Origin of the sequence: Robertmurraya mesotrionivorans (assembly GCF_050971805.1) — a bacterium.
Lineage (GTDB): Bacteria > Bacillota > Bacilli > Bacillales > Cytobacillaceae > Robertmurraya_A.
This window is the reverse complement of record NZ_JBPCCH010000001.1, coordinates 108,471-133,744: the sequence shown is the minus strand read 5'-3', so window position 1 is coordinate 133,744 and position 25,274 is coordinate 108,471. Positions and strand designations below refer to the sequence as shown.

The window sequence follows — 25,274 nt, the reverse complement described above, 5'->3', positions numbered from 1 at the left end:
TATTTTTATACTTTAATAATATGTATACAAATGTAACAAGTTTTCTTCCTATTTTCAATACTTATTCTTAAAAATGTATAAAAATTTATTAAAATATTTATACAGCTTCCTTCTGGAAGGCATGAATGGACTGTAGTAGAATGGTTATTAGATGAAACGGAGGAGCTTTCAATGGAAAAACACTTTGAATTAAATGAGAGATTAGGAATCAAGCTCCCTACTTTGCATAAAAACTGGGAGGATTATACCTTTCATACACAGCAAAGCATTCTGTTGGAGTGGGAGAAAATAAGGGGACATATTCCTGATCGAATAAGAGAACTAGAAGAACATATTAATAAGAAGCAAGCCTCTTTATCAGATGAAAGTGATTTTCAGAAATCATGCCAATTAAATACCGAAATCGCTGAACTCGCTTCCATAATTAATGATTTATGGCTATGGTATCGAACAAACCAGGATATCGGTGGGAAAGTTCACCATTAAAAAGAGCCTTCAGACGCCTGAAGGCTCTTTTATTCTTTATTATTTTTTATATACTCTAACGTGTTTGAATGATCGTTTCTCAATGCATCAATAATTTCCTCATCAGGCTGGACAAGAGGCACCTTTTCTTTTCCTGATTTTTTATAAATCGATCTCACCTCAGATCGAGAGTCTACTACCTTCCACACATCATTTACCTTCCTGATTGACAAATCAATAATCCCTAAATGATTCCCCCAATATCCAGCTTGAACTAATGGAGTATTATGGATGGTGCCTTTTTCAATATTGATAAATTGTTGCTGTAAAAAATAATCATCGTTAGGAAATAGAGAGTGGCTATGACCATATAGAATGGCATCAATTCCTTCCACTTCTGTTAATGCCATTACACTATTTTCACTTTTGTTTACTACACCCTCATCGGCAGCCAGACCAGCATGGGCTAGAACAATAATGATATCAGCACCTTTCCCCTTCATAATCGGTATGAAATGCTTAGCTGATGACACCATGCTTTTTATTTTTATTTTCCCCTTAAAATGCTCCTCATCCCACTTTGCTGCAATAGGAGTAATCAACCCAAGTACACCAACCTTGATATTTTGCTCAACCCCCATTGTATCTGTAAATCTTTTATCTAATATGATGTACGGATTAAAATAGTTGATATCATCAAATGATTGTAAATTATGGTCTTCCACATAAATATTAGCGTTCACATATGGAAAATCAGCTCCCCGTAAGCTCGTTTGCAAGAAGTTTAATCCGAAATTAAACTCATGATTTCCAAGTGTTGCCCCGTCATATCGGAGGCGATTTAACGCCTTAAATGCTGGATGTATAAAGCTTTGGTCAAATTGATACGTTTTAGAAGCAAGCTCACCTAATGCACTTCCTTGAATTAAATCACCATTATCAAATAGAAGCGCATTTTTTGCTTCCTTTCTTGCTTCTTTAATTAAACTTGCTGTCCTTGCAAATCCGAATTCCACTGTTTCTTGATTGTTTCGATAATCATAATCCATCATATAACTATGTAGATCTGTCGTCTCTAGAATACGTAGCTCGATTGACGGAGGAACTGGCTCTTCTATTGCCATCATTTGCTCAGCAGGTGATGCAATAAGAAAGGCAAAAATAACGAAAAAGAATAAATTTCTCATCTACCCACCTTCTACTGTAAGAAGTGATTGATTTATTACTCTTCCCAAAGTGCCCTTCAATTAACCAAAAAAAGTGAGAACTAACGTCTCACTTTTTCACAAATCTTTTTTCAATTCTCTCACTATATGGCCGAGCTCAGGCAAGATTAACTTATTCATCGCTAGCCTCACTGCCCCTGTTGAACCTGGAGTAGAAAAGATCGCTTTATTTTGGATAACACCAGCAATCGCTCGAGATAAAATAGCAGCAGAGCCGATGTCCTCTGTATAGCTAAGCATTCGAAACAATTCCCCAAACCCACTTATTTCTTTCTCAAAAAGCGCTTGAACCGTTTCTATCGTTACATCACGTTTTGCAATACCAGTACCGCCATTTGTTAATATGATATCGACCCTGTCATCGATACAGCCCCGAAGAACTTCCCTTGTAATTTCCTCTCGTGAATCTTTAACAATCACGTAATCTCCAATCGCATGACCATTTTCCTTCAATAAGGATATCATGAGCTGACCACTTTTATCAGTTTCCTCTATTCTTGTATCACTCACGGTAATTACTTTACATGTTACAGAGCGTGGTGCAGTTTGCTTATGCTCATCTTTACTCATCGTATGTATTCTCCTTTTCTGCTAGATAACGCAATTGATAATAGGAGTGAGCAAAATCCGTAACTTTTCGTGTTAATTGATAATTGCTTCCTGCCCCAATGGCCATGGATAGGAGAGGAATTCCTTGAAGGGTCTTATTTTTAAAGAAAAGAATCGCAATCGATTTAAAGATCTGCTTCAGAGGTTGTTCCATCCATGTAATATTTGTAAGTTCTTCTTTTCCCTCATAAAAGTATTCTCTATGTTTCCCGATATCCTGCTTTAATTCCTCCCAGCTATACACCTGCATTCGGACAGGAAGGATTGCCGCATGAAATACTTTCAATGAATTCATCATTTCAAATGGAGTATTAACTTCGTATCCATAGGTCATAGCAATTAGTTGAATCACTCTAAGATTGATGACTGTAACTGCAGGAAGATCCACACCTAATAAAAGAGCCCCACCAGTTCCAGACATTCCTCCTTGAGCAAAGGAATATAGTCTATGTCTCGAAATTTGTTGTTCAGCAATGTACTGGAGTTGATCAATGCTTAAATGTTTTAAATCCTCAATTTGTGTAATACTTTGGTCGAATACTCTTCCAGCAGATAGGATTCGCTCTTTTGCATCGAACTGAAGTTGACTTCCTTGTATTAATGCATGTAAATGGAATAACCAGCTATCTAAGGCTATGTAAAACTGCTTCTGTGTTTCTTCTGGTAATAGGGAAAAAACTCGCTCTACGTATTTATCATACGTTACTTCAAGATCATTAGGAGAATAGCTGTAAAGACTCTCTTCCCATTCTTTAATCGAGGCCATCACTTGTTTTTCACGACTTGTTAAAGCCATTGCCTTCCCTCCTTCTTAACTAGCTTAAGTATAGCATACTCATTGTTTTTGGAGAAAAAAGCAACAGGCAAATGCCTAATCAGCATTTGCCTGTGTATAAGAATATTATTAAGCTAATTTTACAACATCACGTGCAATCATAACTTCTTCATTCGTAGGAATGACGATTACTTTTACTGGAGAATGTGGATAGTTAATAAACGCTTCTTCTCCACGTGTCTTGTTTAGAGCTGGATCCCAATATACACCCATAAACTCTAAGCCCTGAAGTACACGGGCACGAATTGCCTGGCTGTTCTCACCAATACCTGCTGTAAAGATGATTGCATCAACACCATACATGCGAGATGCATAAGAACCAATATACTTGTGGATTCGGTTACCGAATACTTCTAACGCTAATTCCGCACGTTCATTCCCTTTCTCAGCTTCCAACTCGATATCACGAAGGTCACTTGAGAATCCTGATACTCCTAACATTCCACTCTTTTTATTAAGGATATCCAATACTTCATCAGCACTATTTCCTGTTTTCTCCATAATGAAAGGAATTAGCGCTGGGTCAATATTTCCTGAACGAGTTCCCATTGTTACACCAGCAAGTGGAGTGAAGCCCATAGATGTATCAATAGACTTACCACCTTCAATGGCTGCAATACTTGCACCGTTTCCTAAGTGACAAGAAATCAAGCGAAGCTGTTCAAGTGGACGACCTAATAGCTCTGCTGCACGCTCTGACACATACTTATGTGACGTACCGTGGAAACCATATTTACGAATGCCATATTCTTTATAATACTCGTAAGGCAAGCTGTATAAGAAAGAGCTTTCTGGCATTGTTTGATGGAACGCTGTATCAAAAACAGCAACCGCCGGTACATTTGGCAGTACCTGTTGGAAAGCACGAATTCCAGTAATATTAGCTGGATTATGAAGAGGTGCTAGCTCTGATAAGTCTTCAATCTTACTTAACACTTCATCTGTAATTAAAACAGAGTCATTGAATTCTTCCCCACCATGTACGACACGGTGACCAATACCATTTATCTCATCAAGTGACTTAATAATTCCAGATTCAGTTAGCTTATTTAAAAGCATTTTAACTGCAACACCATGATCAGGAATATCTGTAACCTCTTCAACTTTTTCACCATTTACAGAAATCGTGAAAATAGAATCCTTAAGACCAATACGCTCAATTAACCCTTTTGTGATAACATCTTCATTCGGCATTTCGAATAATTGAAATTTCAGTGATGAACTTCCTGCGTTAATCGCAATTACCTTTGACATATTATAAGTACCGCTCCTTTTTTAAAGAAACTCTCAATACGCTAATACAAATATATTTTGCACTAAGACGTTCGTTTCTATCTCTCCATTCCCCATTTAATCACTGCCTCACATACATTTCAAGAACAAGCTAATTTTGGTATCGGTTACAGAATAAAGTAATTATATTCTGAAAATAAGGCAAAAAACCGATAGCCTTTTTATCAGCTATCGGTTCCCTATTATTTGTTCTCTTTTATCCATATATCAATGTTTCTAAGCATTCGCTCCACATCTTGTCCTTTAGAAAGTGTCGGAATGTTTACAAGAAGTACCTGCTTAGGCGGCAAAATGTCCCCACCTAGTTTTTGCAGGATTAAAATGCTTTTTGCTGCTTGTTTATTTTTAAACATTGTCATTGGTAATTGAAGGATTCCTTGGATATGAGCGTGTTCCTTTAAGAAAGCATGAAGCTTAGGCGCCTCTTCACTTTCAAATAAACCATTGGGAATAATAAAAAATAAATATCCGCCAGCTTTCGTATGTTTCACACTTTGCTCAATAAACAAATGATGAGCGTATGAATGCCCTTCAGATGACTTTAACTGATAATCTTGTGCTCGAACATCATTTGGATAATAGCCAACTGGTAAATCAGCCACGACTGCATCAACAGGATCAATAAATAGCGGCTCTAAACTATCCTGATTGAACAATTCAATATGATGTTCTTGAAGGTTTGCATTCACGAATGAAAGTTGGATTAATAAATCGTCTATATCTACTCCAATCGCAGTTACCTTTTTATTCACTTGATGATTCATCACCGTTGTAAGTAAGTTCCCTGTACCAACCGCTGGGTCAAGCAATCGGAAGTTTGTCGAGTGGACAAACTTATCCACTAAATAACCTACCAACATTCCTACTGCATCTGGAGTCATTTGATGGTTTGGTTGTACACTTTCCTTCATCCCTTTTAAAATAGCTAATTGATACGCCTTACGTAATTCTTCAGCTGAATACTTATCTGGACGAAACGCTTCGTAGCTTTTTTTTAATCTCTTAAGTGTTAATTCACTTAATTCTTCTTGTAATACTGATTGTTGAAATAGGTTTTCACCCGTTTCAGCTAATGCCTCTAGGTATGTACAATTTAGCTCCTCCTGTAAAATAGAAGCCGTCTCATTAAACAAAGTAAATAAATCTTCTAAAGTAGAAGGTGACATATTTCTTCCTCCTGAAAAATTCATATCTTCTATTGTATCTAGCATAAGGAAAGAAGGCAATTTTAAAGAGATGTAAAAAAGCCTCGAATGTGATCGAGGCTTTCTTATCTTTATTATTGTGCTGCTTTCGCTGCTTCCACTGCTGCTTCATAGTTTGGATGATCTGTTGCTTCACTTACGTACTCCACGTAAGTTACTTTGTCATTAGAGTCAATAACAAAAACAGCACGAGCAAGAAGGCGTAACTCTTGGATTCCCACGCCATATGCTTCTCCAAAAGAAAGATCTCTATGGTCAGAAACAGTTTGTACCTTATCAATACCTGCTGAAGCACACCAACGCTTCTGTGCGAAAGGTAAGTCAACGCTAACCGTTAGAATTTGTACATTATCTAACTTCGCTGCTTCTTCGTTAAAACGACGAGTTTGAGCATCACATACTCCTGTATCAATGGATGGTACGACACTGATTAGACGAACTTTACCTTTGCTATCAGCTAATGTAACTGGTGATAAATCATTAGCTAAAACTGTGAAATCAGGTGCCGTGTCACCCACTTTAACTTCTTGACCTAATAGTGTAACAGGATTCCCCTTAAATGTAATTGATGCCATAAAAAAATTCCTCCCTTTCCAGTATATGTACACAAAAATCATAGCCCGTTCAACTTAATTTTGCAAATAATTACGCTCATTTTTCAAAGAAAAAGAGTTAACTCCCTATCAGGGAAGTTAACCCATTAATCTTATATTTGTAAATCATGCTTAGGACCGTTATATTCATCCGGATTTGGCTGTTGGTTATCACCACTGCCTTGACCTTGATCCTTATTTTTTGACATCATTTGTTGAATTTTGTCTACTGCTTGAGGAGCCAAATCCAAAATCTTTTCATATAAATGTGTACTCTCATCAAGGTGAACCATTTTTACCTCTTTGGAATTTACAATTAAGAAAGCAATTGGAGTAATAGAAACTCCACCACCGCTACCTCCACCAAATGGGTGCTTTGAAGCTTCTTCCTTCCCGTTATCAAGAGTAAATTCACTACCACCTGCTGCGAATCCAAAGCCAACCTTTGAAACAGTTAAGATTACACTGCCATCAGGGGTTTCAACTGGGTCACCAATGATTGTATTTACATCAATCATTTCCTTTAGATTTTCCATTGCTGTTGTCATTAACCCTTGTATTGGATGCTCAGACATATAAACTCCTCCTTATATGGATTTAGATTTTTCATTAGATAAAGTAGATAACGGCTTTGTTTTAAAATTAGGCCGTCCACCCTTCCAAAATTTAATCAGTTTAATTCCTGCTAACATAGCATGCCCGATACGAAATTGAATCATACATGTAAAGGTCGTTTGAGATATCGGCATTTGAAAGTGAGGGGTAACTGTTATACGCGGAAGATTCCTCATTCGCATATAGGTACTTAGAACGCCGATGAGACTGCCTTTTGCTGCCCAACATGCACCAGTAATCATCCCCGTAAATGCAGCATCTCCAACACCAATAACGGAGTCCCATTTTATATCTGTAATCGTTACTTTTTTTAGAAACTTACGAACAATTCTATGTAACCCCACAACATGCTTTATTAAAGTTTCGTAATCTTTAAAGCTATTCAAGATCTCTTTTGGTGTATATTTACTGGTTTCTTCATCCTTCACTTGTTCTTTTGCACCCGGCTCTTTTTTTGTTTTTACAACAACTGTTGGTGAATCATCATCTATTTGAATGACTGGAATTTCAAGTTTGTATTGAATAAGACCAAATAAAGCTTTGAATTTAATTCTTAAATGGTCATCGTCTTGTCCATGATAGAAGTGGATAAACACCTTTAGTTTTAAAAAAATGATAAGCAAAAATAAAAGCAATAGTATGATTAGGATTAAAAGTAGCCACTTCATTACTCTCACACCCTTCCGCCTACCATTATCGACAATATACAAAAAAATAAACCTGCCAACAGATTTGCTGACAGGTTTATTAATTATTTTTCGTGAACAACAGTGGTATCTGCAAATAAATCATGTATTCCTTGCTTTTTAGGAAGAAACGCTACAAGCACATATAAAATAACAATAAACGTGGAAATAAATCTACCAATCCACTCCCGAAAAAGCACCGTGCTCCACGTTAGCTTTTCACCGTGTAAATGAATCACCCGTAAACCAAAAACCATTTTTCCTAATGTTTGACCGAAGAATTTTGTCATTAATACAAAATATCCATAAAACGTGAGAGCCGTGGCGATTGTAATTGGAGCAAAAAAGTTACCACTATGCAAGTCTAGCCCTATTGCGCGAAAGATCGGATTGATGAGGATTCGATCGATGCTTCCAATCACAAGTAGATCTAATAAGTATGCCCAAAATCTCATCCAAAAGCCTGCGAACCGTGCATTCGAGAATAGGGTATAGCCTGCTTGAGAGGGAGCTGGTTGTTCCTCCCATTCCATTCGTTCCTTATCTAATTGATTGTTATCCATATTGTCACCCTCCTTATTCCGCATACATATACATCAGTCTTGGAGAATTAGGCTGTGACAATAGCTTCATTAGACCAGTCATCTCTAAATCTTTCCCAACCATTTTACTAGCTGCCATACTGAATAATGAACCAAAACCAAAGTTCTCACTGTAGCTAACTACCTGTGCTCCAGCTAATTTTTCATTTTTCTTCATAGCTTCTGTAACATCTTCAAAATATCCAAAATCATCAATTAAACCAATTTCTTTCGCTTGCCTTCCATCATAAATTCGACCATCTGCAATCGTTCTTACTTCTTCTTCAGACAATCCTCTACCAGATGCAATCACATCCACAAAGCCTTCGTATGAGTTGTTAATCATCGTTTGGAGGATATTTTTTTCCTCTTCCGTCATCTCTCTTGAAGGACTCATAATGTCCTTAAATTCACCACTTTTGATCGTTACAAATTCCACACCGTATTTTTCTGCCAATCCCGCATAATTAACTCCTTGCATAATTACTCCTAATGAGCCCGTTAACGTTTCAGGACTTGCGTAAATTTTATCAGCAGGGGCAGAAATATAATACCCGCCTGAAGCTGCCATCGAACCCATCGATACATAGATTGGTTTTTTTGTTTCTTCAGAGATTTCAACGAGCTTGTCATGAATCTCTGCACTTTCAACCACGCCGCCACCAGGTGAATTGACCTTTAAAATGATACCTTTCACATCTTTATCTTCTTTCACGTGTTCCAAGTTCTCCATAAAAGCTGAATGATTATATCCAGGTGACTGGAAAAATGACGTTACATCGCCTGTATCTTGAATTGCTCCATTTACTTCTAGTACAGCAATTTTCTTTGCTGCATTTCCTTCCTCAATTACTTCCTCGATAAAAGGTTCCTCTGTGGCCGAAAACACCTCTGTCCATGAGCTCTCGATGTTGCTAAAAGCAACCGAGGAGAGTGCATTTGTCACCCAAGAAAAAACTAATAATACTACAGCAATACCGAGTGCTGCCCAACGCTTTCCATTCATCTATGATCCTCCTTTTTCCACTTCCTCTACTATTACGGTTCTCCTTTTAAAATGTTTCAAAAACAGGTAAACTAAATTCCATAGCCTACATTTTAACAAAATAAAGATATAATGGTAAATTTAAAAATTGTCTGGAGGAATTTACAATGCCTAACCGTCGAAATATTTTTTTATATCACAAAAAAGATTCGGATATGTTAGAAACGGTTTCACCACTTTATGAGCTTGCAGCCAAACAAGGGTTTACGGTAGTCAAAGACCATAAAGACGCAAATATTATCGTAAGTGTCGGTGGAGATGGAACATTCCTACAAGCTGTTAGAAAGACTGGCTTTCGTGAGGACTGCCTATATGCAGGTATTTCCACAAGTGAAAGTTTAAAAGTCTATTGTGACTTCCATATCAATGAAACAGATAAAATGATTGAGGCTATGACAAATGAACAAATAGAAGTAAGACGCTATCCAACCATTGATGTTTTGGTGGATGGACAAATGTCGTTCCAATGTTTGAACGAGTTTAGTATTCGCTCATCTATTATTAAGACATTCGTTCTAGAAGTATTTATTGATGATCTTCATTTCGAAACCTTCCGTGGAGACGGGATGATCGTTTCCACACCGACAGGAAGTACAGCATACAGCAAATCGGTCAATGGAGCCGTTGTAGACCCATTCCTGCCGTCGATGCAAGTAAGTGAGCTAGCGTCCTTAAATACGAATTATTACCGCACATTAGGATCTCCCTTTATCTTAAGCGGAGAAAGAAAACTTTCTTTAAGAGTCGTACAAGATGGAAACGATCACCCAACAATGGGCATGGACAATGAGGCCCTCAGCTTACAACATGTTGAGAGAGTGGATATCCAACTTAGTGAAAAGAGAATTAAAACGGTGAAACTAAAGGACAATTCGTTCTGGGAAAAAGTAAAGAGAACATTCTTATAATTTTTAATGGGGGCGTGTTTGTCAATTGGTGGACATGCCCCCTAGTTTTAGAAAGGATGATAAAGATGATTTTGAAGCAACGCCCCATCCCGGAGGAGCTATTGATACTAAGGTACTTACAGGGACGGCTGAAAGATTTAGATGAAGACCACTTAAAGATATTAGAAAAAGGATTTGCTGGAGAGTTGCAGTGGGACTCCTTTGTTATAGACGCACTTACCACTTCTAGCTACCTACTGTTAAATGATTTATTACTCACTAGTAGTGGTGGACAAATGTTTCAGATTGATTCTTTGTTTTTGAGAAAGAAATTTACCATCTTTGAAGTGAAAAATTACGACGGTGAATACTTTTTAGAAAACGATAGATGGTATAGCATCACCAAAACCGAAATCCAAAATCCCCTCATCCAACTCCAACGAACCGAAACCGGCTTCCGCCGCCTATTAAAAGATCTTGGCATTCACATCCCTGTGGAAGCTTATGTCGTTTTTGTAAACCCCGAGTTCACCCTTTTTAACGCACCATTTCATCCTTCCATCTTACTCTCAAGTCAGCTCAAGCGATTTCTTCAGAAAATGAAGCAGGAAACCCACGAAATGACCAATAAAGGTCAAATCATTGCTGAAAAAATTGCAGCATGCCATATTGAAAAATCACCCTACATTAGATTACCTTCCTATAGCTATGAGGACTTAGAGAAGGGGATTCGTTGTGGTTGTTGTGGAAAGTTTGTTGATCTATTGAATCAAGCATATATTGTATGTAACTCTTGCGGTTGTAAGGAACATCTTGAGAAGGCGATTTTAAGAAATATTGCAGAATACAAAAAGCTATTTCCAGAGGGATTGCTTACTACTAGTGCAATTTTTGAATGGTGTCGGGGAATAGTGTCAGAAAAGACGATTAGACGGATCCTAAAGAAAAATTTCCAAATTCAAAGCTCAAAAAGACATACCTACTTTATATAAACCATAGCTAATTAACCTTTGATCATTGTTTTCTTCTTGATGGGCAATTAGGATCTGTCTATTTGACCGCTGGCGTGTTCTTACCTCTTTAACGGGCAATTAGAGAACGTCTATTTGACCGCTGGCACTCTCATACCTCTTTAACGGGCAATTAGAGAACGTCTATTTGACCGCTGGCACTCTCATACCTCTTTAACGGGCAATTAGAGAACGTCTATTTGACCGCTAGCACTCTCTTACCTCTTTAACGGGCAATTAGAGAACGTCTATTTGACCGCTGGCACTCTCATACCTCTTTAACGGGCAATTAGAGAACGTCTATTTGACCACTGGTACACTCTTACCTCTTTAACGGGCAATTAGAGACCGTCTATTTGACCGCTGGCATACTCTTACCTCTTTAACGGGCAATTAGAGAACGTCTATTTGACCGCTGGCATACTCTTACCTCTTTAACGGGCAATTAGAGACCGTCTATTTGACCGCTTGCACACTTTTTCCATCTCAGCGGGCATTTAGTCTGTCACATTTGAACCTATCACTATTCGTCCCCCCATTTGCTCTGAAGAAGCCACCGTCTCACACAAAAAAGCTGACTGCCAAGGCAGTCAGCTTCCTTCTTCTCCTCTTATGCTCCAAATCGTTTCCTGAATGATCCTGGGGTGCTGGCAAATAGTTTGGTGCGGGATAGTGAATATATCGTTAAGGCAGACCAGATAAAGATAAATGCTTGTAAGTGGTGCTTGGTAAAGTGCTCTCCGTATACAAGAACACCTAACAATAAAGTGATTGTCGGCGCAATGTATTGGAGCAAACCAAGCATGGATAGCGGAATCTTTTGGGCACCTTTTGCAAAATACAGTAGTGGCAGAGCAGTAGCCGCTCCCGCTCCAATTAGTAATATATCGGTTGAAACAGAACCTGAGAATAACGCATGCTCCCCATTAAAAAATAGAAAAACCATATAAGCTAAGGCAAACGGGGTAACAACCATTGTCTCTAGTGTTAGCCCAACAGCAGAGTCTACTTTAATCATTTTTTTCGCTAGTCCATAAACTCCGAACGAAAGAGCTAGAACGATCGAAATCCATGGGAATTCCCCATATGAAAGACCTAAAATAAGAACTCCAACACCAGCGATAATAAAGGACGCGGTCTGAGCGGGAGAAAGCTTCTCCTTTAAGAAAATAACTCCTAACAATACACTAACCAATGGATTAATATAATAGCCAAGACTCGCTTCAATCATTTGATGATGATTCACTGCCCATATATAGATAAACCAATTGGTACTAATTAAAAAGGATGCAATAATTAGTGCATACATTTCTTTGCGATTTTGCTTAAAGCTTTTTAGGACGGAAAATAAATTTCCGATCTTTTTTGAAAAAAATAAAACCACCATCATAAATGCGAAGGACCAAAAGATACGATTGGCTAAAATATCTTCTGCATACACATGGTCAAGTAGCTTCCAGTAAATCGGTAGAATTCCCCATAATAAATACGAAAGGCCCGCTTGAAACGCACCTGTTTTTATTTCATTTCTCTCCATGAGTACCCTCTATTCTTTCTAGACTCGAAACATTTACTTATTATAAGGGGAAAATTCAAATCATGCTATACATTTTTTTCAAAAAAAAGAGAAGAACTTGGATTCTTCTCTCTTACTTATTATTTAATTTTGACTTGCCAGCTTTTGCTCTTTCTTTCTTAACTCGACTCTGCGGATTTTTCCAGAGGTTGTTTTCGGCAATTCTTTGATAAAGTCAATTTTCCTTGGATATTTATATGGAGCTGTTAACTCTTTGACATGGTTCTGAAGGGTGCTAATAAGCTGTGGATCTTTTTCATCTATCCCTTCCTTTAGAACGACAAACGCTTTTACGATACTTCCTCGTACTTCATCTGGACTTGCTACTACAGCGCATTCTTTCACAAAAGGATGCTTCACAAGAGCGTCTTCAACTTCGAATGGCCCAATCGTATATCCAGAGCTGATAATAATATCATCGCCTCGGCCTTCAAACCAGAAATACCCGTCTTCATCTTTCTTAGCTTTGTCACCTGTTATATAGTAATTCCCACGGAACTGCATAGCGGTTCTTTCGGCGTCCTTGTAATAATTTTTAAATAGGGCTGGGGTATCGACATGGACTGCAATATCACCAACTTCTCCTATCTCACAAATCTCACCGTATTCATTAATAATTTCCACGCTATTTCCTGGGGTCGGTTTCCCCATTGATCCAGCTTTCAACGTCATTCCTTTTGTAATTCCTACAAGTAATGTGTTTTCCGTTTGACCATATCCGTCACGAACATCAAGCCCGAAATGCTTTTTAAACGTGTCAATCACATTTCTATTTAATGGCTCACCAGCAGACACCGCGCTATGAAGGTTACTTAATTGATACTCATGAATATTTTCTACCTTCGCCATCAGCCGGTATTCAGTCGGAGTACAGCAGAGGACGTTTATTTTATAATCTTGCAATAAGGTCAAGTATTTGCTTGGATCAAACTTTCCATTGTAAACAAAGCCAGTTGCTCCTGAGCCTAACACCGATAAAAACGGACTCCAAATCCACTTTTGCCATCCAGGTCCTGCCGTTGCCCACACACGATCTCCTTCTTCAATACATAACCAGTTAGGAGCTGCAGTTCTCAGATGAGCATAAGCCCAGCCATGCGTATGAACAACCCCTTTTGGATTCCCCGTCGTTCCTGAAGTATAAGATAAGAAAGCCATATCATCACTTCTTGTAGATGCTAATTTGAGCTCTGCAGAAGCCGTCTTCATTTCTTCTTCTAACGTCTTCCACCCATCCGCTTTTCCACCAATGACAAAACGAGGGATACCGCTACACTCATCTATCTCACTAAATTGGTCAATATAAGGATAATAGCTTACAACTGCCCTTACGTCTCCATGTTGAATACGGTATTGTAGGTCCTTCGTACGCAGCATTTCAGAACTTGGAATAACGACAAGTCCAACTTTAAGTGCCGCAATATATACCTCATAGGCTTCAATTAATCTAGGCACAACAATGAGAACAACATCGCCTTGTTTTAAACCCTCATCCAAGAAAACGTTTCCAATTTTATTTGCATTCACTAATAAATGTTGATAAGTGATTTGCTGTTTACGTCCCTGCTCATCTTCCCAAATAAGAGCAACTCTTTCGTGATCGTCAGAAAATTGTTCCATTTCACTTACTAAATTATATTTTTCAGGTGCTAGTAAATTTTCCCGTTTCACTGCCTCTCCCCCTAAAATATTTTCTATGTAATGTCCCTGATGTCACACATGTTATTATACAAAATTATTGAAAAATTTAAAATTGTTTTATAACAAATAAAAGAGGCACCCCGGTTAAGGGAATGCCTCTGTAGCCATTTCTCTATTTAGTTGGAGTGATTATTGTCTTCCGCTCATAGATTGTTGAGCAAAAGAAACTAGGCGTTTTGTAATTTCTCCACCAACAGATCCGTTAGCACGAGAAGTTGTTTCAGCACCTAAGTTAACACCAAACTCAGTAGCGATTTCGTACTTCATTTGGTCGATAGCTTGTTGAGCACCTGCTACAAGTAATTGATTTGAATTGTTGTTGTTTGCCATGTGAATCACCTCCTTGTGAGTATAGAATGTGTCAAACACATGGCCTTCATTCAAATAATTACTTGGAAATTGTTCACAATTACGTTAGAATAATTCTCCAAATACTTGATCCCTTATATTGTGATCTGGTTTTATTTGAATGGTTTCAACTTTATCAACCGCTTCTTGAATCAACTGCTCAAAGTCTACAAAGCTTTCGTAGTATTGAACCTTTTCAAGCTTTGGTTTTGTTTTGGGAGCAGCAGGGACAAAGACGGTACAGCAGTCCTCATAAGGCTGAATCGAAATATGATGGGTATCAATCGTTTTTGCGATATTAATTATTTCGGATTTATCCATAGTGATTAAAGGTCTTAATATCGGTGTAGATGTAACATCATTAATCGCTAGCATACTTTCTAAGGTTTGACTTGCTACTTGGCCCAAGCTTTCTCCCGTAACGATGGCTAACCCTTCAAATTTGCGGCGAATTTCATCTGTTATACGAAGCATCATCCGTCTTGTTGCCGTCATTGTATAGTTTTCAGGTATTTGCTTTTGAATAAGCTGTTGAATAGCCGTAAAAGGAACGATATGGAGAGTAAAGTACCCGCCATTTAGTAATGACAACTTTTCTGCCAATTCAACTACCTTTTGTTTGGAACGCTCACTTGTAAAAGGGGGACTAAAGAAGTGAACAGCCTCTATTTCAACCCCTCTTTTCATTGCCATATAGCCAGCAACTGGGCTATCTATTCCACCAGATAGCATCAACATGGCCTTCCCGCTAGATCCGATAGGCATTCCACCTGCCCCCATAATCGTTTCGATTGAGAGATAAACAGCTTCTGTACGTACCTCAACCTGAACGTCAATGGTTGGATTTTTAACATCTACCTTTAGATCAGGGACATTTTGTAAAATATGAGAACCAAGAGCATAATTTAGTTGCCCCGTATCAAGAGGATATTCCTTATTCGCTCGTCTAGTTGAAATTTTAAAAGTATCTCCTACTTTATATTTGTTTAAGAATAATTGTAAAGCCGCTTCCTTAATTTCCTCAAGCTCCAAGCTAGTCTTAATGACTGGACTAAAGGATTGAATGCCGGGAAGGATTTTTAACTTTTCAATAATTCCCTCACCATTTTCCCCATTTAGCAAAATATACATACGGTCCCTAGTTGTCTCAATAATGATGTTAGGAAATTCTGCTAGTGCACGCTTTGCACTTCTTTTCAACTTTTCAACAAACTTCGTACGATTTCTTCCCTTTGTTGATATTTCACCGTACCTTATTAAAATTCGATCGTAATTCATTAGTGCATAACCTCTCTTAGTTCAGTAACTGTTGTTTGTATGATTGAAATCGCCTTGCTTGCCTCTTCAAGAGTATTTTCATACGATAAGCTCATGCGAATCGCACTTTCTGCGACGTCCTTTGAGACATTCATAGCCAATAGCGTATGGCTTACGGCCTTCTTCTTTGAAGAACATGCACTTGTCGTCGAGACGATTAACCCTTTCTCTTCTAATGCATGTACAAATACTTCTCCTCTAAAACCTTTTACAGAGAAATTTATGATATGAGGAGCTCGCCCCCTGCTTGGAGTATGAATGACGACATCTTCAAGCGTTTGTAGTTCTTTAAGAAGATAACTTTGAACTTCTAATATTTGACTTAACTTTGCTTCGTAACTTTGTAAAGTTAGTCTCAATGCTTTTGCCATTGAAACAGCACCAGCAACATTTTCCGTCCCACTTCGGAGCTTCCATTCTTGATTTCCTCCTGAAAAAAGTGGAGAAATTTGGACCCCCTCACGAACCACTAACACTCCTGTTCCCTTTAACCCATGAAATTTATGTGCTGATATCGAGCACAGATCAATATGATGTTTTTGAATATCGAGAGCTACTTTTCCAACCCCTTGTACATAATCCACATGAAATAATATTTTTGAATAGCCTTTTAGTATATTGCCGATTTCTTCAATAGGCTGAATTGTCCCAACCTCATTATTTACATGCATGATCGACACTAATATCGTATCGTGACAAATGGCATCTTCTATTTCGGAAACAGAAACTCTACCTTCCTCATCAACTGGAATGACCGTTATTCGAAACCCTAGTTCCTTCAGCTGTTGAAACGCCTCTCTTACGGAAGCATGCTCAACCGCTGATGTAATAATATGTTTCCCTCTGTTTCGATACATAAGAGCTGTACCTTTAATTGCTAGGTTATTGCTCTCCGTACCTCCGGATGTAAAATAAACCTCGCTCGGATTTACCTGTAATAGTTCACCTATTTGTTTTCTAGCTTGAGCTAACAGACTTTCCGCTTCAACACCTAATCGATGAATAGACGAAGGATTGCCAAAAAAATCACTTGAAACTTTTACAAATGAATCCACAACTTCTGGAAATGGTTTTGTTGTTGCACTGTTATCAAAATAAATCATGTCTGAAGACCCCTTTATCTTACCATTCACGGGTAAACTCAACTAATTATGTTATCATATAAATGCCAATCAGGAAAACGAATAGGAAAAGACCGCTTCAAAAAAAGCGGTCTTTTCCATTTAAACCTCTACCTTTTCTTGTAATAAAGCTTCAATTCGCTTTAATGCACCAGGCTCCACTTCCTCAATGGAGGTTGCAGCAACTTCCAGTGCCGCTTGATAATCATAGCTTCTAAAAGCAATTTCCGCATCTACCAAAGCTTTTTGTACAGCCGGATAACTGCTCCGGTATCTATTGCCATACTGTATAACCTTTTCAGATAGGAGAACCGTTTCAATGAGCTGAGAGGTATGGTCATATACTTTATCTACCGTCATAACAGCCACCTCTAAATATTTTTGAACGGTAGGTATATTTAATGGCTTTTCTTCTAGCTTTGTTTTTACATTAGAAATGCTCTCTCTTGCATCCTCTAATAAATAACGATATTCTTCTGGAAGACCTGGAATATTGCTTTTATTTACAAGACGAATGCAATCAGCAATTTTTTTGGAAAGTTCAACTACTGTCTCCCGTGCGGCAATTTCATCTTTTCTAAGTGTTTGTAGTCTTTCAGCGTATTCTTTTTGCTCTAGATTTAATTTTTCAAGCTCTAGCTTTAACTCAGCTAGCTCATCCTTTAGTATCGTAAGAGCCGTTTCATCAGCTACAATTTTGTGTTCTAATACTTCAAAGCGTTTCATTAACTGAGCAAGTTTCTTTTCAAACTGCGCTTGCCCCTCTACTTCGCTCTCTTCAAGGTGATAACTTTGCTGCACTTCCTGCACTTCATACTTCAGTACATTATTTTCTTCTTTTAATGCAAATAACATGCTTCTCGTTGGCTCTTCGTTTTCTATAACAAACCGTTTGGCATTAACCTCTTGTTCCAATAGATCATAAATAACTTCAATTTTTTCCTTTACTTCATCTATTTTCTTTTGAAGCTCATCAATCTCGGTTTGTTCAATTAACTCCAAACATTCATTTACTTCTGTATGAAGTTTTTCTAACTCCTCTTCAAAATGAAGATGTTCTAGAGGATAGCCTTGATTATACATCTCACGGAATCCGTCTCTCAGATTCTCGATTTCTGAAGGAATACTCGATTGGCATTCTATGAGTAAATTTGGAATAGCATCCATCTTTTTGCTCAATTCATCTGTCTTTGACTGAATTAAAAGCACAACCTCACGAGCTTGCAGATAATCTCCGTTTTCTGTTCTTTCCTCAAAATTAGTAAAGCATGCTACTATTTCATCAAGAAGGACTTCTAACTTAGCTTCTGCACGGCCAAAATTATGACGGTGTGCAAGTAGAGTTTTGCGGCGCTCACGATACACCTCTTTTAACTCTTCAATTTCTATTCTATTTTTCTCTTCACTTCCAACCAATTCATTGATTTCATCAAGTAACTGTTGAATTTTATCTTCCGTTTCTTTTAAATGAGAATCAATGGCTCGCTGTACCTGTTTGGCTTTATTAAAGCGGTAGCGATCAATGTACTCCTCCGCATCAAATAGATACTCTTCTACCTCTGGAAGCTGACTGGTTACGATGTCATCCCAATCATTTCTCCAGTTCTCAAATAGTTCTTCTGTTTCACCAGTCATATTAAGCTGTTTTACCTTTGACATTTCATCAAGGACTGGGCGATTCATAATATCTATTTTCCAGTTCTCGAGACGGTCAATTTCTTTATAAAGCTTTTTTTTCATCGTATATCCAATCACGTACAGAGCTAGTAAAAGAACTAAGCCCCCGATTATGTACTCCATGTTAAGCCCCCTGTTCTCATCCGAGCTACATTTATGTTATCTATATAAAGGTTCATATAAATGTATTTTCAATGCTCTTATGATACCATGTAAACGACATTTTTTGACTATTAATTTCAAATTTTTTGTACTAAAATTTATTTACAATCACTTTAGCTACATTACATCTCTTTTTTCGACAAATACTGCAAAAATCACAAACAAGGAGGCTTTCTCATCATGCGTGATGGTCATGTCCATTCAAAGTTTTGTCCCCATGGTTCGAAAGATGCTTTTCAAACCTATATTGAGCACGCAATCGAACTTGGAATTTCCACCATCTCATTTACGGAACATGCTCCTCTTCCTGCTGGCTTTACCGATCCAACCCCCCTTCAAGACAGTGCAATGAAAATGGAGGATTTACCGGCATATATAGAAGAGCTAGCTGTTCTAAGAGAAAAATATAAAGGAAAGATTACCATTCATACAGGATTAGAAGTAGATTTCATCGAGGGCTTTGAAAGAGAAACAACAGAATTCCTATACAAATACGGTCCATTTCTGACTGATAGTATTTTGTCAGTCCATTTTTTAAAGCATGAAGGAGAATATGATTGTTTAGATTATAGTCCTGATGTATTTGGTGATATGATTAAGCGCTATGGTGGGATAGAAAAAGTTTATGAAGCCTACTACCGGACACTTTTATTATCCATAAAATCCAATTTAGGAATTTATAAACCTAAGCGTATCGGACATATAACATTAGTGAATAAATTCCAAAAAAAATATCCTTGTCCATTTAGCTTTAACAAGGAAATACAAAATATTTTGATAGAAGTGAAACAAAAAAACTACGAGCTCGATTATAACGGAGCTGGAACAGCCAAACCGTTATGTCGTGAACCTTATCCACCAACAGCGATAGCTAACCAAGCCCTTCAATTAAACATTCCGATGATATATGGATCGGATGCTCATCAGGCGAAGGAACTCCTTCAAGGGTATGAGCAATTACTTAGGAATTAAAACGATTAAAACACTAATTCCTTTGGATGGTGGGGAGTTAATACTCCTTCAATCCAGTTATTGATTTCACCAATATATTTCTGTGTAAAATACGGTTCATGAGGAAAAACATGAAGAACCTCTGAGAGATAATGGGTATTTAGAAAAGGCATGGATAAAAGCGATTTGAGTTGGACAATAGTAAAAGTGACAGACACTTGTCTGAACTCTCCTGTTATGATTCCTTCCTCAATGACCGCTTTAAAATAATACTTTTCCTTTGCAAAGTACGTACTCATTATTTCTCGAACGGTTTGCGAATCGATGGACATTTCTCTTAAAATTAATCTTGTCAGCTGCATGTTCTCCGTGTGGTAATTAATAATGCTTTCAGCCATTTTCTGAAGTGTTGCCTTTGCTCCTTGGTCAATACATAAAAATGCTGATTCAAGCTCTGCAATATACGCTTCAAAATACTTTAAAAAGCAATACTCAAGTAGACCATGTTTATTCTGGAAATAGTAGGAGATGTTAGAGACGTTGCTGTTTGCCTTTTGGGCAATATCTCGAATCGTTGTTCCTGAAAACCCCTTCGTGTTAAAAAGATAAATTGCTGCCTCGACAATGGAATCCTTTGAATTTTTCTTCATTTGAAACCACCTCCATCTCTTAATCACAGAAAATAGCCTTATGTATAACATTCTTTATTCGACATTTCTTCTCCTGTATAAAAAACTCGACAAAGTCTCCTTATTTTCGCTAAAATATGATAATTACCTATGTGTTTGGAGGGAAGGAAATGTTTGAAGCAAAGAATTACGAAGGGACGAGAGAGGAAAATTATCGTCTATTAATAAAACAACTGAAGGCGCTTCTAGAAGGCGAAACGAATTCGATTGCCAATTTAAGCAATACGTCATCTCTTTTAAATCAATTTTTGTCTGACGTCAACTGGGTTGGTTTTTACTTAATGGACGAGGACAAAGAATTAGTGCTCGGACCATTCCAAGGCCTGCCTGCATGTGTAAGAATTCCACTTGGCAGGGGTGTTTGTGGAACTAGTGCGAAAGAAAGAAAGACGATTTTAGTTGAGGATGTTCATCAATTCCCTGGTCATATTGCATGTGATGCAGCTTCTCAATCAGAAATTGTTGTTCCCATGATAAAAGAAGGACAACTCCTGGGAGTTCTAGATATAGATTCACCTAGCAAGAACCGTTTTGACACTTTAGATCAAAAAATGCTTGAGCAATTTGTTGATGAATTAATCAATCACTTATAAAAGAGGCAGATGGTCTGCCTCTTATTTATATTAAAGCGTTCAAAGCTTGATCCAAATCTTCCTGAATATCTTCCCATGCTTCTAACCCGACCGATAACCGTATCAAATTATCTTGTATCCCCATCTTTTCTCTCTCTTCTTTCGGAACAACTGAGTGGGTCATCGTTGCTGGGTGCTGTATTAAGGTTTCAGCATCACCTAAACTAACAGCAATCTTTATTAACTGTAACCGGTTCATGAACTTCTGTGCTTCTTCCACCCCTCCATGCAATGTAAAAGATAGTAATCCGCCTGCCTGACGCATTTGCTTTTGCATAATTATATAGTCAGGATGCTTACTATCCCCTGGGTAGAATACTTGATTCACGGCCACATGCTCACTTAAAAACGAGTGAATCTCCCTAGCATTCTCACAATGTCGATCCATTCTTACCGGCAAGGTTTTCAACCCTCTTAATAGCAACCATGCATCAAACGGGGAAATAATTCCTCCAATATCTTTTTGTGTGGTCATTGCCACTTCCTGAAGAAAATCACGCTTTCCAACAACGATACCAGCAATCACATCCCCATGCCCACAGATATATTTAGTTGCACTATGAACGACAACATCACAACCAAGCTCAAGAGGTGTCTGCAAATAAGGAGAACAAAACGTATTATCAACAACAACAGGAATCCCTTTTTCTTTTCCAACTGCAGCAATCATTTCTAGGTCAACAAGCTTCATGGTTGGATTGATTGGGGTTTCCACATAAATGCACGTAGTTTCGGGCTTGATGGCTTGTAAAAGTTGTTCCTTTGTTTCCATCTCTGAAAAGGTATATGTGATTTGATATTTATGATTTAGCATCTTAAGCAAACCAAAAGTACATCCGTATACACCTTGAGAACAGAGTACATGGTCACCTGCTTTCGTAAGAGAAACTAATACAGCCGACACGGCAGCCATACCTGAACCAAATGCTAGAGCGGCTTCCCCTTTCTCAATTGCTGCCATTCTCTCTTCTAGTATAGAAACGGTTGGATTACCCAAGCGTGAGTAAATATATCCTGAATCTTCTCCAGCAAACCTCTTTTCCCCTTGCTCTGCGGTTGCAAAGCAATACGTAGATGTCTGAAAAATAGGCGGAACTAAGCTGCCTTCAAATGAACTAGCATCATAGCCATGATGAATGACTTCGGTATCAATCTTAAAAGATTTTTTCTCTCCCATGTGCTTCTCCTCCGTTTGTAAACGCTTACACTTTTATCAAGGATCTCTCCTTACTAGCATATGTGATACCGATCCAATTGGAAAGTAAAAAGGAGCTCGAAATTTGAACTCCTTTTCTTAATGAGAGGTTATCTTTTCTTGAACCACAACTCGATCCTTGCCCGTATCCTTTGCCACATAAAGGGCTGTGTCCGCTCGCTTGAACAAGTTTGTAAAGTTATCTGGATTGTCCATATTCCAATACGAAACCCCACAGGAAATGGTTATTGATGGTTTAGATAATTCCCTTACTTTATCTACTAATCGGTTGGCAATACTTATTCCCACCTCAAGTGGAATACGTGGTAGATAAACAGCAAGTTCCTCTCCACCCCAACGGGCACCAATATCACTTTCTCTTATATTACTTTTTATAATATCAGCAACTTGAATAAGGATCTCATCCCCAACTTGGTGTCCATATTTATCGTTAACACCTTTAAAATTATCAATATCAATTAAAAGGAAGGTTCCTTGCTGATCTTCATCCAGTGATTCATGAACCTTTGCATCTAAATAGTTCCTAGAGTACAGCTTTGTTAAATGATCTGTAACAACCATTTTCTCTAATTCTTCTCTAAGCATGGAATTCGTAAAAGCTAAGGTAGAATGATGAATTAATGACTGCATCAACTTAAAGGTCTCGAAAGAAAAATGATACGGCTCGGTATGCATAACGAGAGCTATCCCTTTAATTACTCCGGATTGTACCATTGGAACCGCCATAATGGAACGATATTGTTTCACATCATGATCGAGGTTTATTTCTACATCTCCAATAAAAATGGACTCATGTTCTTTCTTCAATCTGTCGACTACGTATTGAACGTATGCCATGGAAGCTTCCGTATCAAAAAATGGTGTCGAACCTGCTAATACGCTAATTGGTCTCAAATCCGATGATAGCAATACAAAGCAAACCTCTTCCGCATCAAACGACTGAACAATTTGTTCCGTCATGTACGACATCGTTTCGGTCAATCGCAAATTAGAATTTAAACGATGCGAAGTCTCATTGATCAGTTGAAGGTCAGCAATTAATCGTTTTGATTGCTGATAGAGCTGTGCATTTTCAAGTGCAGAACCAGCGGTATTCGCTAATAGTTTTATAAACTCCACTTCGTTACTTGGAAACGTCAATGTGTCTGGAGCAATGACTTGGAGTACCCCGTATACACCTTGTTTTCCTTTTAAAGGTGCATAGAGAACAGAACGTCGTTCGTTCAAAGAATCCTCCATTTGGATCGTACCAGTAACATAGGCTTCCATAGCTGCTAAATTTTCACTATCATATTCTAAATCCTTAATTGGCAGTTCACTATGATTATCATTGTCATGAGACAGCATTAAATAATACGTAAAACTCGGATATACTTCCTGAAGCGTATAGATAATCTCACCTAACACAGCATCCATATCCATTGTAGAATGAAATTTTTCATTCACACGAAATAGCTGTTTATAACGTTTCTCTTCCATGACAATTTTGTATAATTCTTGAGCCTTCTGTACAAATGACGAGCACACAATCGCAAATTGTTCAAACCAATCTTGATTAGAAGGAGTAATAGATGATTGATTCCCTTTTAAGCATAGAACACCTAAATTCCTGCCCGATTTTACAAGTGGAATAAGTACTTGGTAGTCCTTAAAGTTTATGTCTGTTGGGGAAAAATCTATCGTTTTCAATGAACTTAACCAGTCACTTGTATCATTGGATGGTATAACCACCATTATGTTTTCGTTTGTAGAAACTTCAAATGAAAATTGGTTCTTCCAAGCATGACAAATGAACAAAGTAACTTCATCAACCTCGAGCATTTTTTGAATCGTGTTAAGCATGGTCTTTAATACATTTTGATAGTGAAAAGCTCCCGACTCCGCGTCGATTAGATCAAAGAACTGACTTTTAAGTGTTTCAATTGATTTATCAGTAAGAAATCTCATTACGTCATCACCTAATACCTTAGCTGGTTTGAAACCATTTGATCCCATCCCGCATGAAATATATATTAATTGTTCATTGTCGAAATTATTATCTCTTGATCAGTAATAACAAGCCACAGGGAACCGTCCGTTGATAAGGAAAATAGCTGCTTAATCTTCCTCTCGCCCACATCGAACTGCTTGTCTCCCCATTGAACCATGGTGCGTCCATCTTCTTTTTTTCCGATCAAGTTTGATTGTTCTACAGATTTTCGTTCTCTATACTCAGGTGATCGTGTAGCTTGTTTTAAATCACTTGTAAAATATTTCCACAGTCCGTCGATTTTCACCCATACACCTATACGCTCTTGATCTAAAGAAATCAACGTTGGCTTTCCATTTAAGGTGACTGCCTTCCTTGTCTTAAATAGATAGTTATCATCTAATTGAATCTCATATTCGGCTAATATATAGTTGTTTTCTTGTTTTTTTGCTAAAACGATGATAGGATTATCTTCTTTATCTAGGCTTTGATGGAGGACTGTAACAAGTGGAGGACTAATTATTTCTCTTTGTTTACTATATTTATAGTACAATGCTCCTATTGTAAAACTAATACAAATAAAAAGCAAAAGAATTCGTACTCTTCTTTCTTTCCTAGTTTCACGCACTTTAACCACTCTTTTTCATAATTAGATTATACCATAAGAACTACTATCCTATAGATAATAACATATTCCTAAAAAATAAAATTCCCTTGACTTTCTATTACTTAAAAACATATAATATTCTTTGTGTAAAATATCGCAGCATATGTGAACGCCTTTATGAATACATTTTGTTCCTCAATAGAAGTTAACCTTCTAGGATGGGGTATCGGTAACCCTTAAGCTGCTAGGGCGAAGGTA

Annotated in this window: 25 protein-coding genes; 5 read left to right on the top strand and 20 right to left on the bottom strand. The window is 37.8% G+C overall.

All coding sequences use genetic code 11. The annotated features are described in order from the left end of the window. Positions 1-171: 171 nt before the first annotated feature. On the top strand, positions 172-486 hold the full coding sequence (locus tag ACRX5O_RS00670; RefSeq protein WP_433904190.1) for a hypothetical protein: 315 nt from the start codon (positions 172-174) through the stop codon (positions 484-486). Positions 487-515: 29 nt separating this feature from the next. On the opposite strand, the gene ACRX5O_RS00665 is transcribed toward ACRX5O_RS00670, so the two are convergent. The 10 genes from ACRX5O_RS00665 to sppA form a co-directional block, all read right to left on the bottom strand. Further along, positions 516-1,652 (bottom strand): metallophosphoesterase, encoded by a 1,137-nt coding sequence (locus ACRX5O_RS00665; RefSeq protein WP_433904189.1) that lies wholly within the window; start codon positions 1,650-1,652, stop codon positions 516-518. Positions 1,653-1,748: 96 nt separating this feature from the next. After that, positions 1,749-2,261, bottom strand: a complete 513-nt coding sequence (locus ACRX5O_RS00660; RefSeq protein WP_433904188.1) for a MogA/MoaB family molybdenum cofactor biosynthesis protein — start codon at positions 2,259-2,261, stop codon at positions 1,749-1,751. Next, on the bottom strand, positions 2,254-3,096 hold the full coding sequence (locus tag ACRX5O_RS00655) for an EcsC family protein (RefSeq protein WP_433904187.1): 843 nt from the start codon (positions 3,094-3,096) through the stop codon (positions 2,254-2,256). Before ACRX5O_RS00655 ends, ACRX5O_RS00660 begins: the two co-directional genes overlap by 8 nt. A gap of 108 nt (positions 3,097-3,204) precedes the next feature. After that, positions 3,205-4,389: an acetate kinase gene (locus tag ACRX5O_RS00650; RefSeq protein ID WP_433904186.1), complete on the bottom strand. Its 1,185-nt coding sequence runs from the start codon at positions 4,387-4,389 to the stop codon at positions 3,205-3,207. Between the two features lie 221 nt (positions 4,390-4,610). Next, a complete protein-coding gene (locus ACRX5O_RS00645; RefSeq protein WP_433904185.1) occupies positions 4,611-5,594 on the bottom strand; it encodes a class I SAM-dependent methyltransferase in 984 nt (327 codons plus the stop codon). 113 nt (positions 5,595-5,707) lie between these two features. Beyond that, positions 5,708-6,208: a thiol peroxidase gene (gene tpx, locus ACRX5O_RS00640; RefSeq protein WP_433904184.1), complete on the bottom strand. Its 501-nt coding sequence runs from the start codon at positions 6,206-6,208 to the stop codon at positions 5,708-5,710. 131 nt (positions 6,209-6,339) lie between these two features. Beyond that, on the bottom strand, positions 6,340-6,801 hold the full coding sequence (gene ytfJ, locus ACRX5O_RS00635) for a GerW family sporulation protein (protein ID WP_433904183.1): 462 nt from the start codon (positions 6,799-6,801) through the stop codon (positions 6,340-6,342). 12 nt (positions 6,802-6,813) lie between these two features. After that, positions 6,814-7,509, bottom strand: coding sequence for a DUF2953 domain-containing protein (locus ACRX5O_RS00630; protein WP_433904182.1), 696 nt, complete (start codon positions 7,507-7,509; stop codon positions 6,814-6,816). An 83-nt stretch (positions 7,510-7,592) separates the two neighbouring features. Continuing rightward, positions 7,593-8,060 (bottom strand): RDD family protein, encoded by a 468-nt coding sequence (locus tag ACRX5O_RS00625; RefSeq protein ID WP_433904738.1) that lies wholly within the window; start codon positions 8,058-8,060, stop codon positions 7,593-7,595. Between the two features lie 43 nt (positions 8,061-8,103). After that, entirely contained in the window at positions 8,104-9,114 is a 1,011-nt protein-coding gene (gene sppA, locus ACRX5O_RS00620) for a signal peptide peptidase SppA (protein ID WP_433904181.1), read from the bottom strand. Positions 9,115-9,260: 146 nt separating this feature from the next. Between sppA and ACRX5O_RS00615 the strand changes: the two genes are divergently transcribed. Both ACRX5O_RS00615 and ACRX5O_RS00610 read left to right on the top strand, forming a co-directional pair. Continuing rightward, a complete protein-coding gene (locus tag ACRX5O_RS00615; protein ID WP_433904180.1) occupies positions 9,261-10,061 on the top strand; it encodes an NAD kinase in 801 nt (266 codons plus the stop codon). Positions 10,062-10,126: 65 nt separating this feature from the next. After that, positions 10,127-11,032, top strand: coding sequence for a nuclease-related domain-containing protein (locus tag ACRX5O_RS00610; RefSeq protein ID WP_433904179.1), 906 nt, complete (start codon positions 10,127-10,129; stop codon positions 11,030-11,032). 628 nt (positions 11,033-11,660) lie between these two features. Here ACRX5O_RS00610 and rarD read toward each other — a convergent pair. The 6 genes from rarD to ezrA all read right to left on the bottom strand — a co-directional run bounded on the left by rarD (position 11,661) and on the right by ezrA (position 18,913). Beyond that, positions 11,661-12,587: an EamA family transporter RarD gene (gene rarD / locus ACRX5O_RS00605; RefSeq protein WP_433904178.1), complete on the bottom strand. Its 927-nt coding sequence runs from the start codon at positions 12,585-12,587 to the stop codon at positions 11,661-11,663. Positions 12,588-12,710: 123 nt separating this feature from the next. Further along, the gene (gene mbcS, locus ACRX5O_RS00600) at positions 12,711-14,297 is read right to left on the bottom strand and encodes an acyl-CoA synthetase MbcS (RefSeq protein ID WP_433904177.1); all 1,587 of its coding nucleotides are present in this window, start codon (positions 14,295-14,297) and stop codon (positions 12,711-12,713) included. A gap of 159 nt (positions 14,298-14,456) precedes the next feature. After that, positions 14,457-14,657 (bottom strand): alpha/beta-type small acid-soluble spore protein, encoded by a 201-nt coding sequence (locus ACRX5O_RS00595; RefSeq protein ID WP_119709401.1) that lies wholly within the window; start codon positions 14,655-14,657, stop codon positions 14,457-14,459. Positions 14,658-14,741: 84 nt separating this feature from the next. Next, on the bottom strand, positions 14,742-15,953 hold the full coding sequence (gene thiI / locus ACRX5O_RS00590) for a tRNA uracil 4-sulfurtransferase ThiI (RefSeq protein WP_433904176.1): 1,212 nt from the start codon (positions 15,951-15,953) through the stop codon (positions 14,742-14,744). Next, on the bottom strand, positions 15,953-17,095 hold the full coding sequence (locus tag ACRX5O_RS00585; RefSeq protein WP_433904175.1) for a cysteine desulfurase family protein: 1,143 nt from the start codon (positions 17,093-17,095) through the stop codon (positions 15,953-15,955). The genes thiI and ACRX5O_RS00585 overlap by 1 nt, the downstream gene beginning before the upstream one ends. A gap of 120 nt (positions 17,096-17,215) precedes the next feature. Further along, complete coding sequence (ezrA, locus tag ACRX5O_RS00580) at positions 17,216-18,913, bottom strand: septation ring formation regulator EzrA (RefSeq protein ID WP_433904174.1); 1,698 nt, start codon at positions 18,911-18,913, stop codon at positions 17,216-17,218. 219 nt (positions 18,914-19,132) lie between these two features. Here ezrA and hisJ point away from each other — a divergent pair, with 219 nt between their 5' ends. Further along, positions 19,133-19,924: a histidinol-phosphatase HisJ gene (hisJ, locus tag ACRX5O_RS00575; protein ID WP_433904173.1), complete on the top strand. Its 792-nt coding sequence runs from the start codon at positions 19,133-19,135 to the stop codon at positions 19,922-19,924. A 5-nt stretch (positions 19,925-19,929) separates the two neighbouring features. Here hisJ and refZ read toward each other — a convergent pair whose 3' ends face one another. Next, the gene (gene refZ, locus ACRX5O_RS00570) at positions 19,930-20,553 is read right to left on the bottom strand and encodes a forespore capture DNA-binding protein RefZ (RefSeq protein WP_430776058.1); all 624 of its coding nucleotides are present in this window, start codon (positions 20,551-20,553) and stop codon (positions 19,930-19,932) included. Positions 20,554-20,702: 149 nt separating this feature from the next. On the opposite strand from refZ, the gene ACRX5O_RS00565 reads away from it, so the two are divergent. Next, positions 20,703-21,185 (top strand): GAF domain-containing protein, encoded by a 483-nt coding sequence (locus tag ACRX5O_RS00565; RefSeq protein ID WP_433904172.1) that lies wholly within the window; start codon positions 20,703-20,705, stop codon positions 21,183-21,185. 25 nt (positions 21,186-21,210) lie between these two features. Here the strand turns inward: ACRX5O_RS00565 and megL are convergent, their stop codons facing one another. The 3 genes from megL to ACRX5O_RS00550 form a co-directional block, all read right to left on the bottom strand. Continuing rightward, the gene (gene megL, locus ACRX5O_RS00560) at positions 21,211-22,401 is read right to left on the bottom strand and encodes a methionine gamma-lyase (protein ID WP_433904171.1); all 1,191 of its coding nucleotides are present in this window, start codon (positions 22,399-22,401) and stop codon (positions 21,211-21,213) included. A 117-nt stretch (positions 22,402-22,518) separates the two neighbouring features. Continuing rightward, positions 22,519-24,387, bottom strand: a complete 1,869-nt coding sequence (locus ACRX5O_RS00555; RefSeq protein WP_433904170.1) for a sensor domain-containing diguanylate cyclase — start codon at positions 24,385-24,387, stop codon at positions 22,519-22,521. 65 nt (positions 24,388-24,452) lie between these two features. Continuing rightward, entirely contained in the window at positions 24,453-25,037 is a 585-nt protein-coding gene (locus ACRX5O_RS00550; RefSeq protein WP_433904169.1) for a hypothetical protein, read from the bottom strand. Positions 25,038-25,274 lie beyond the last annotated feature (237 nt).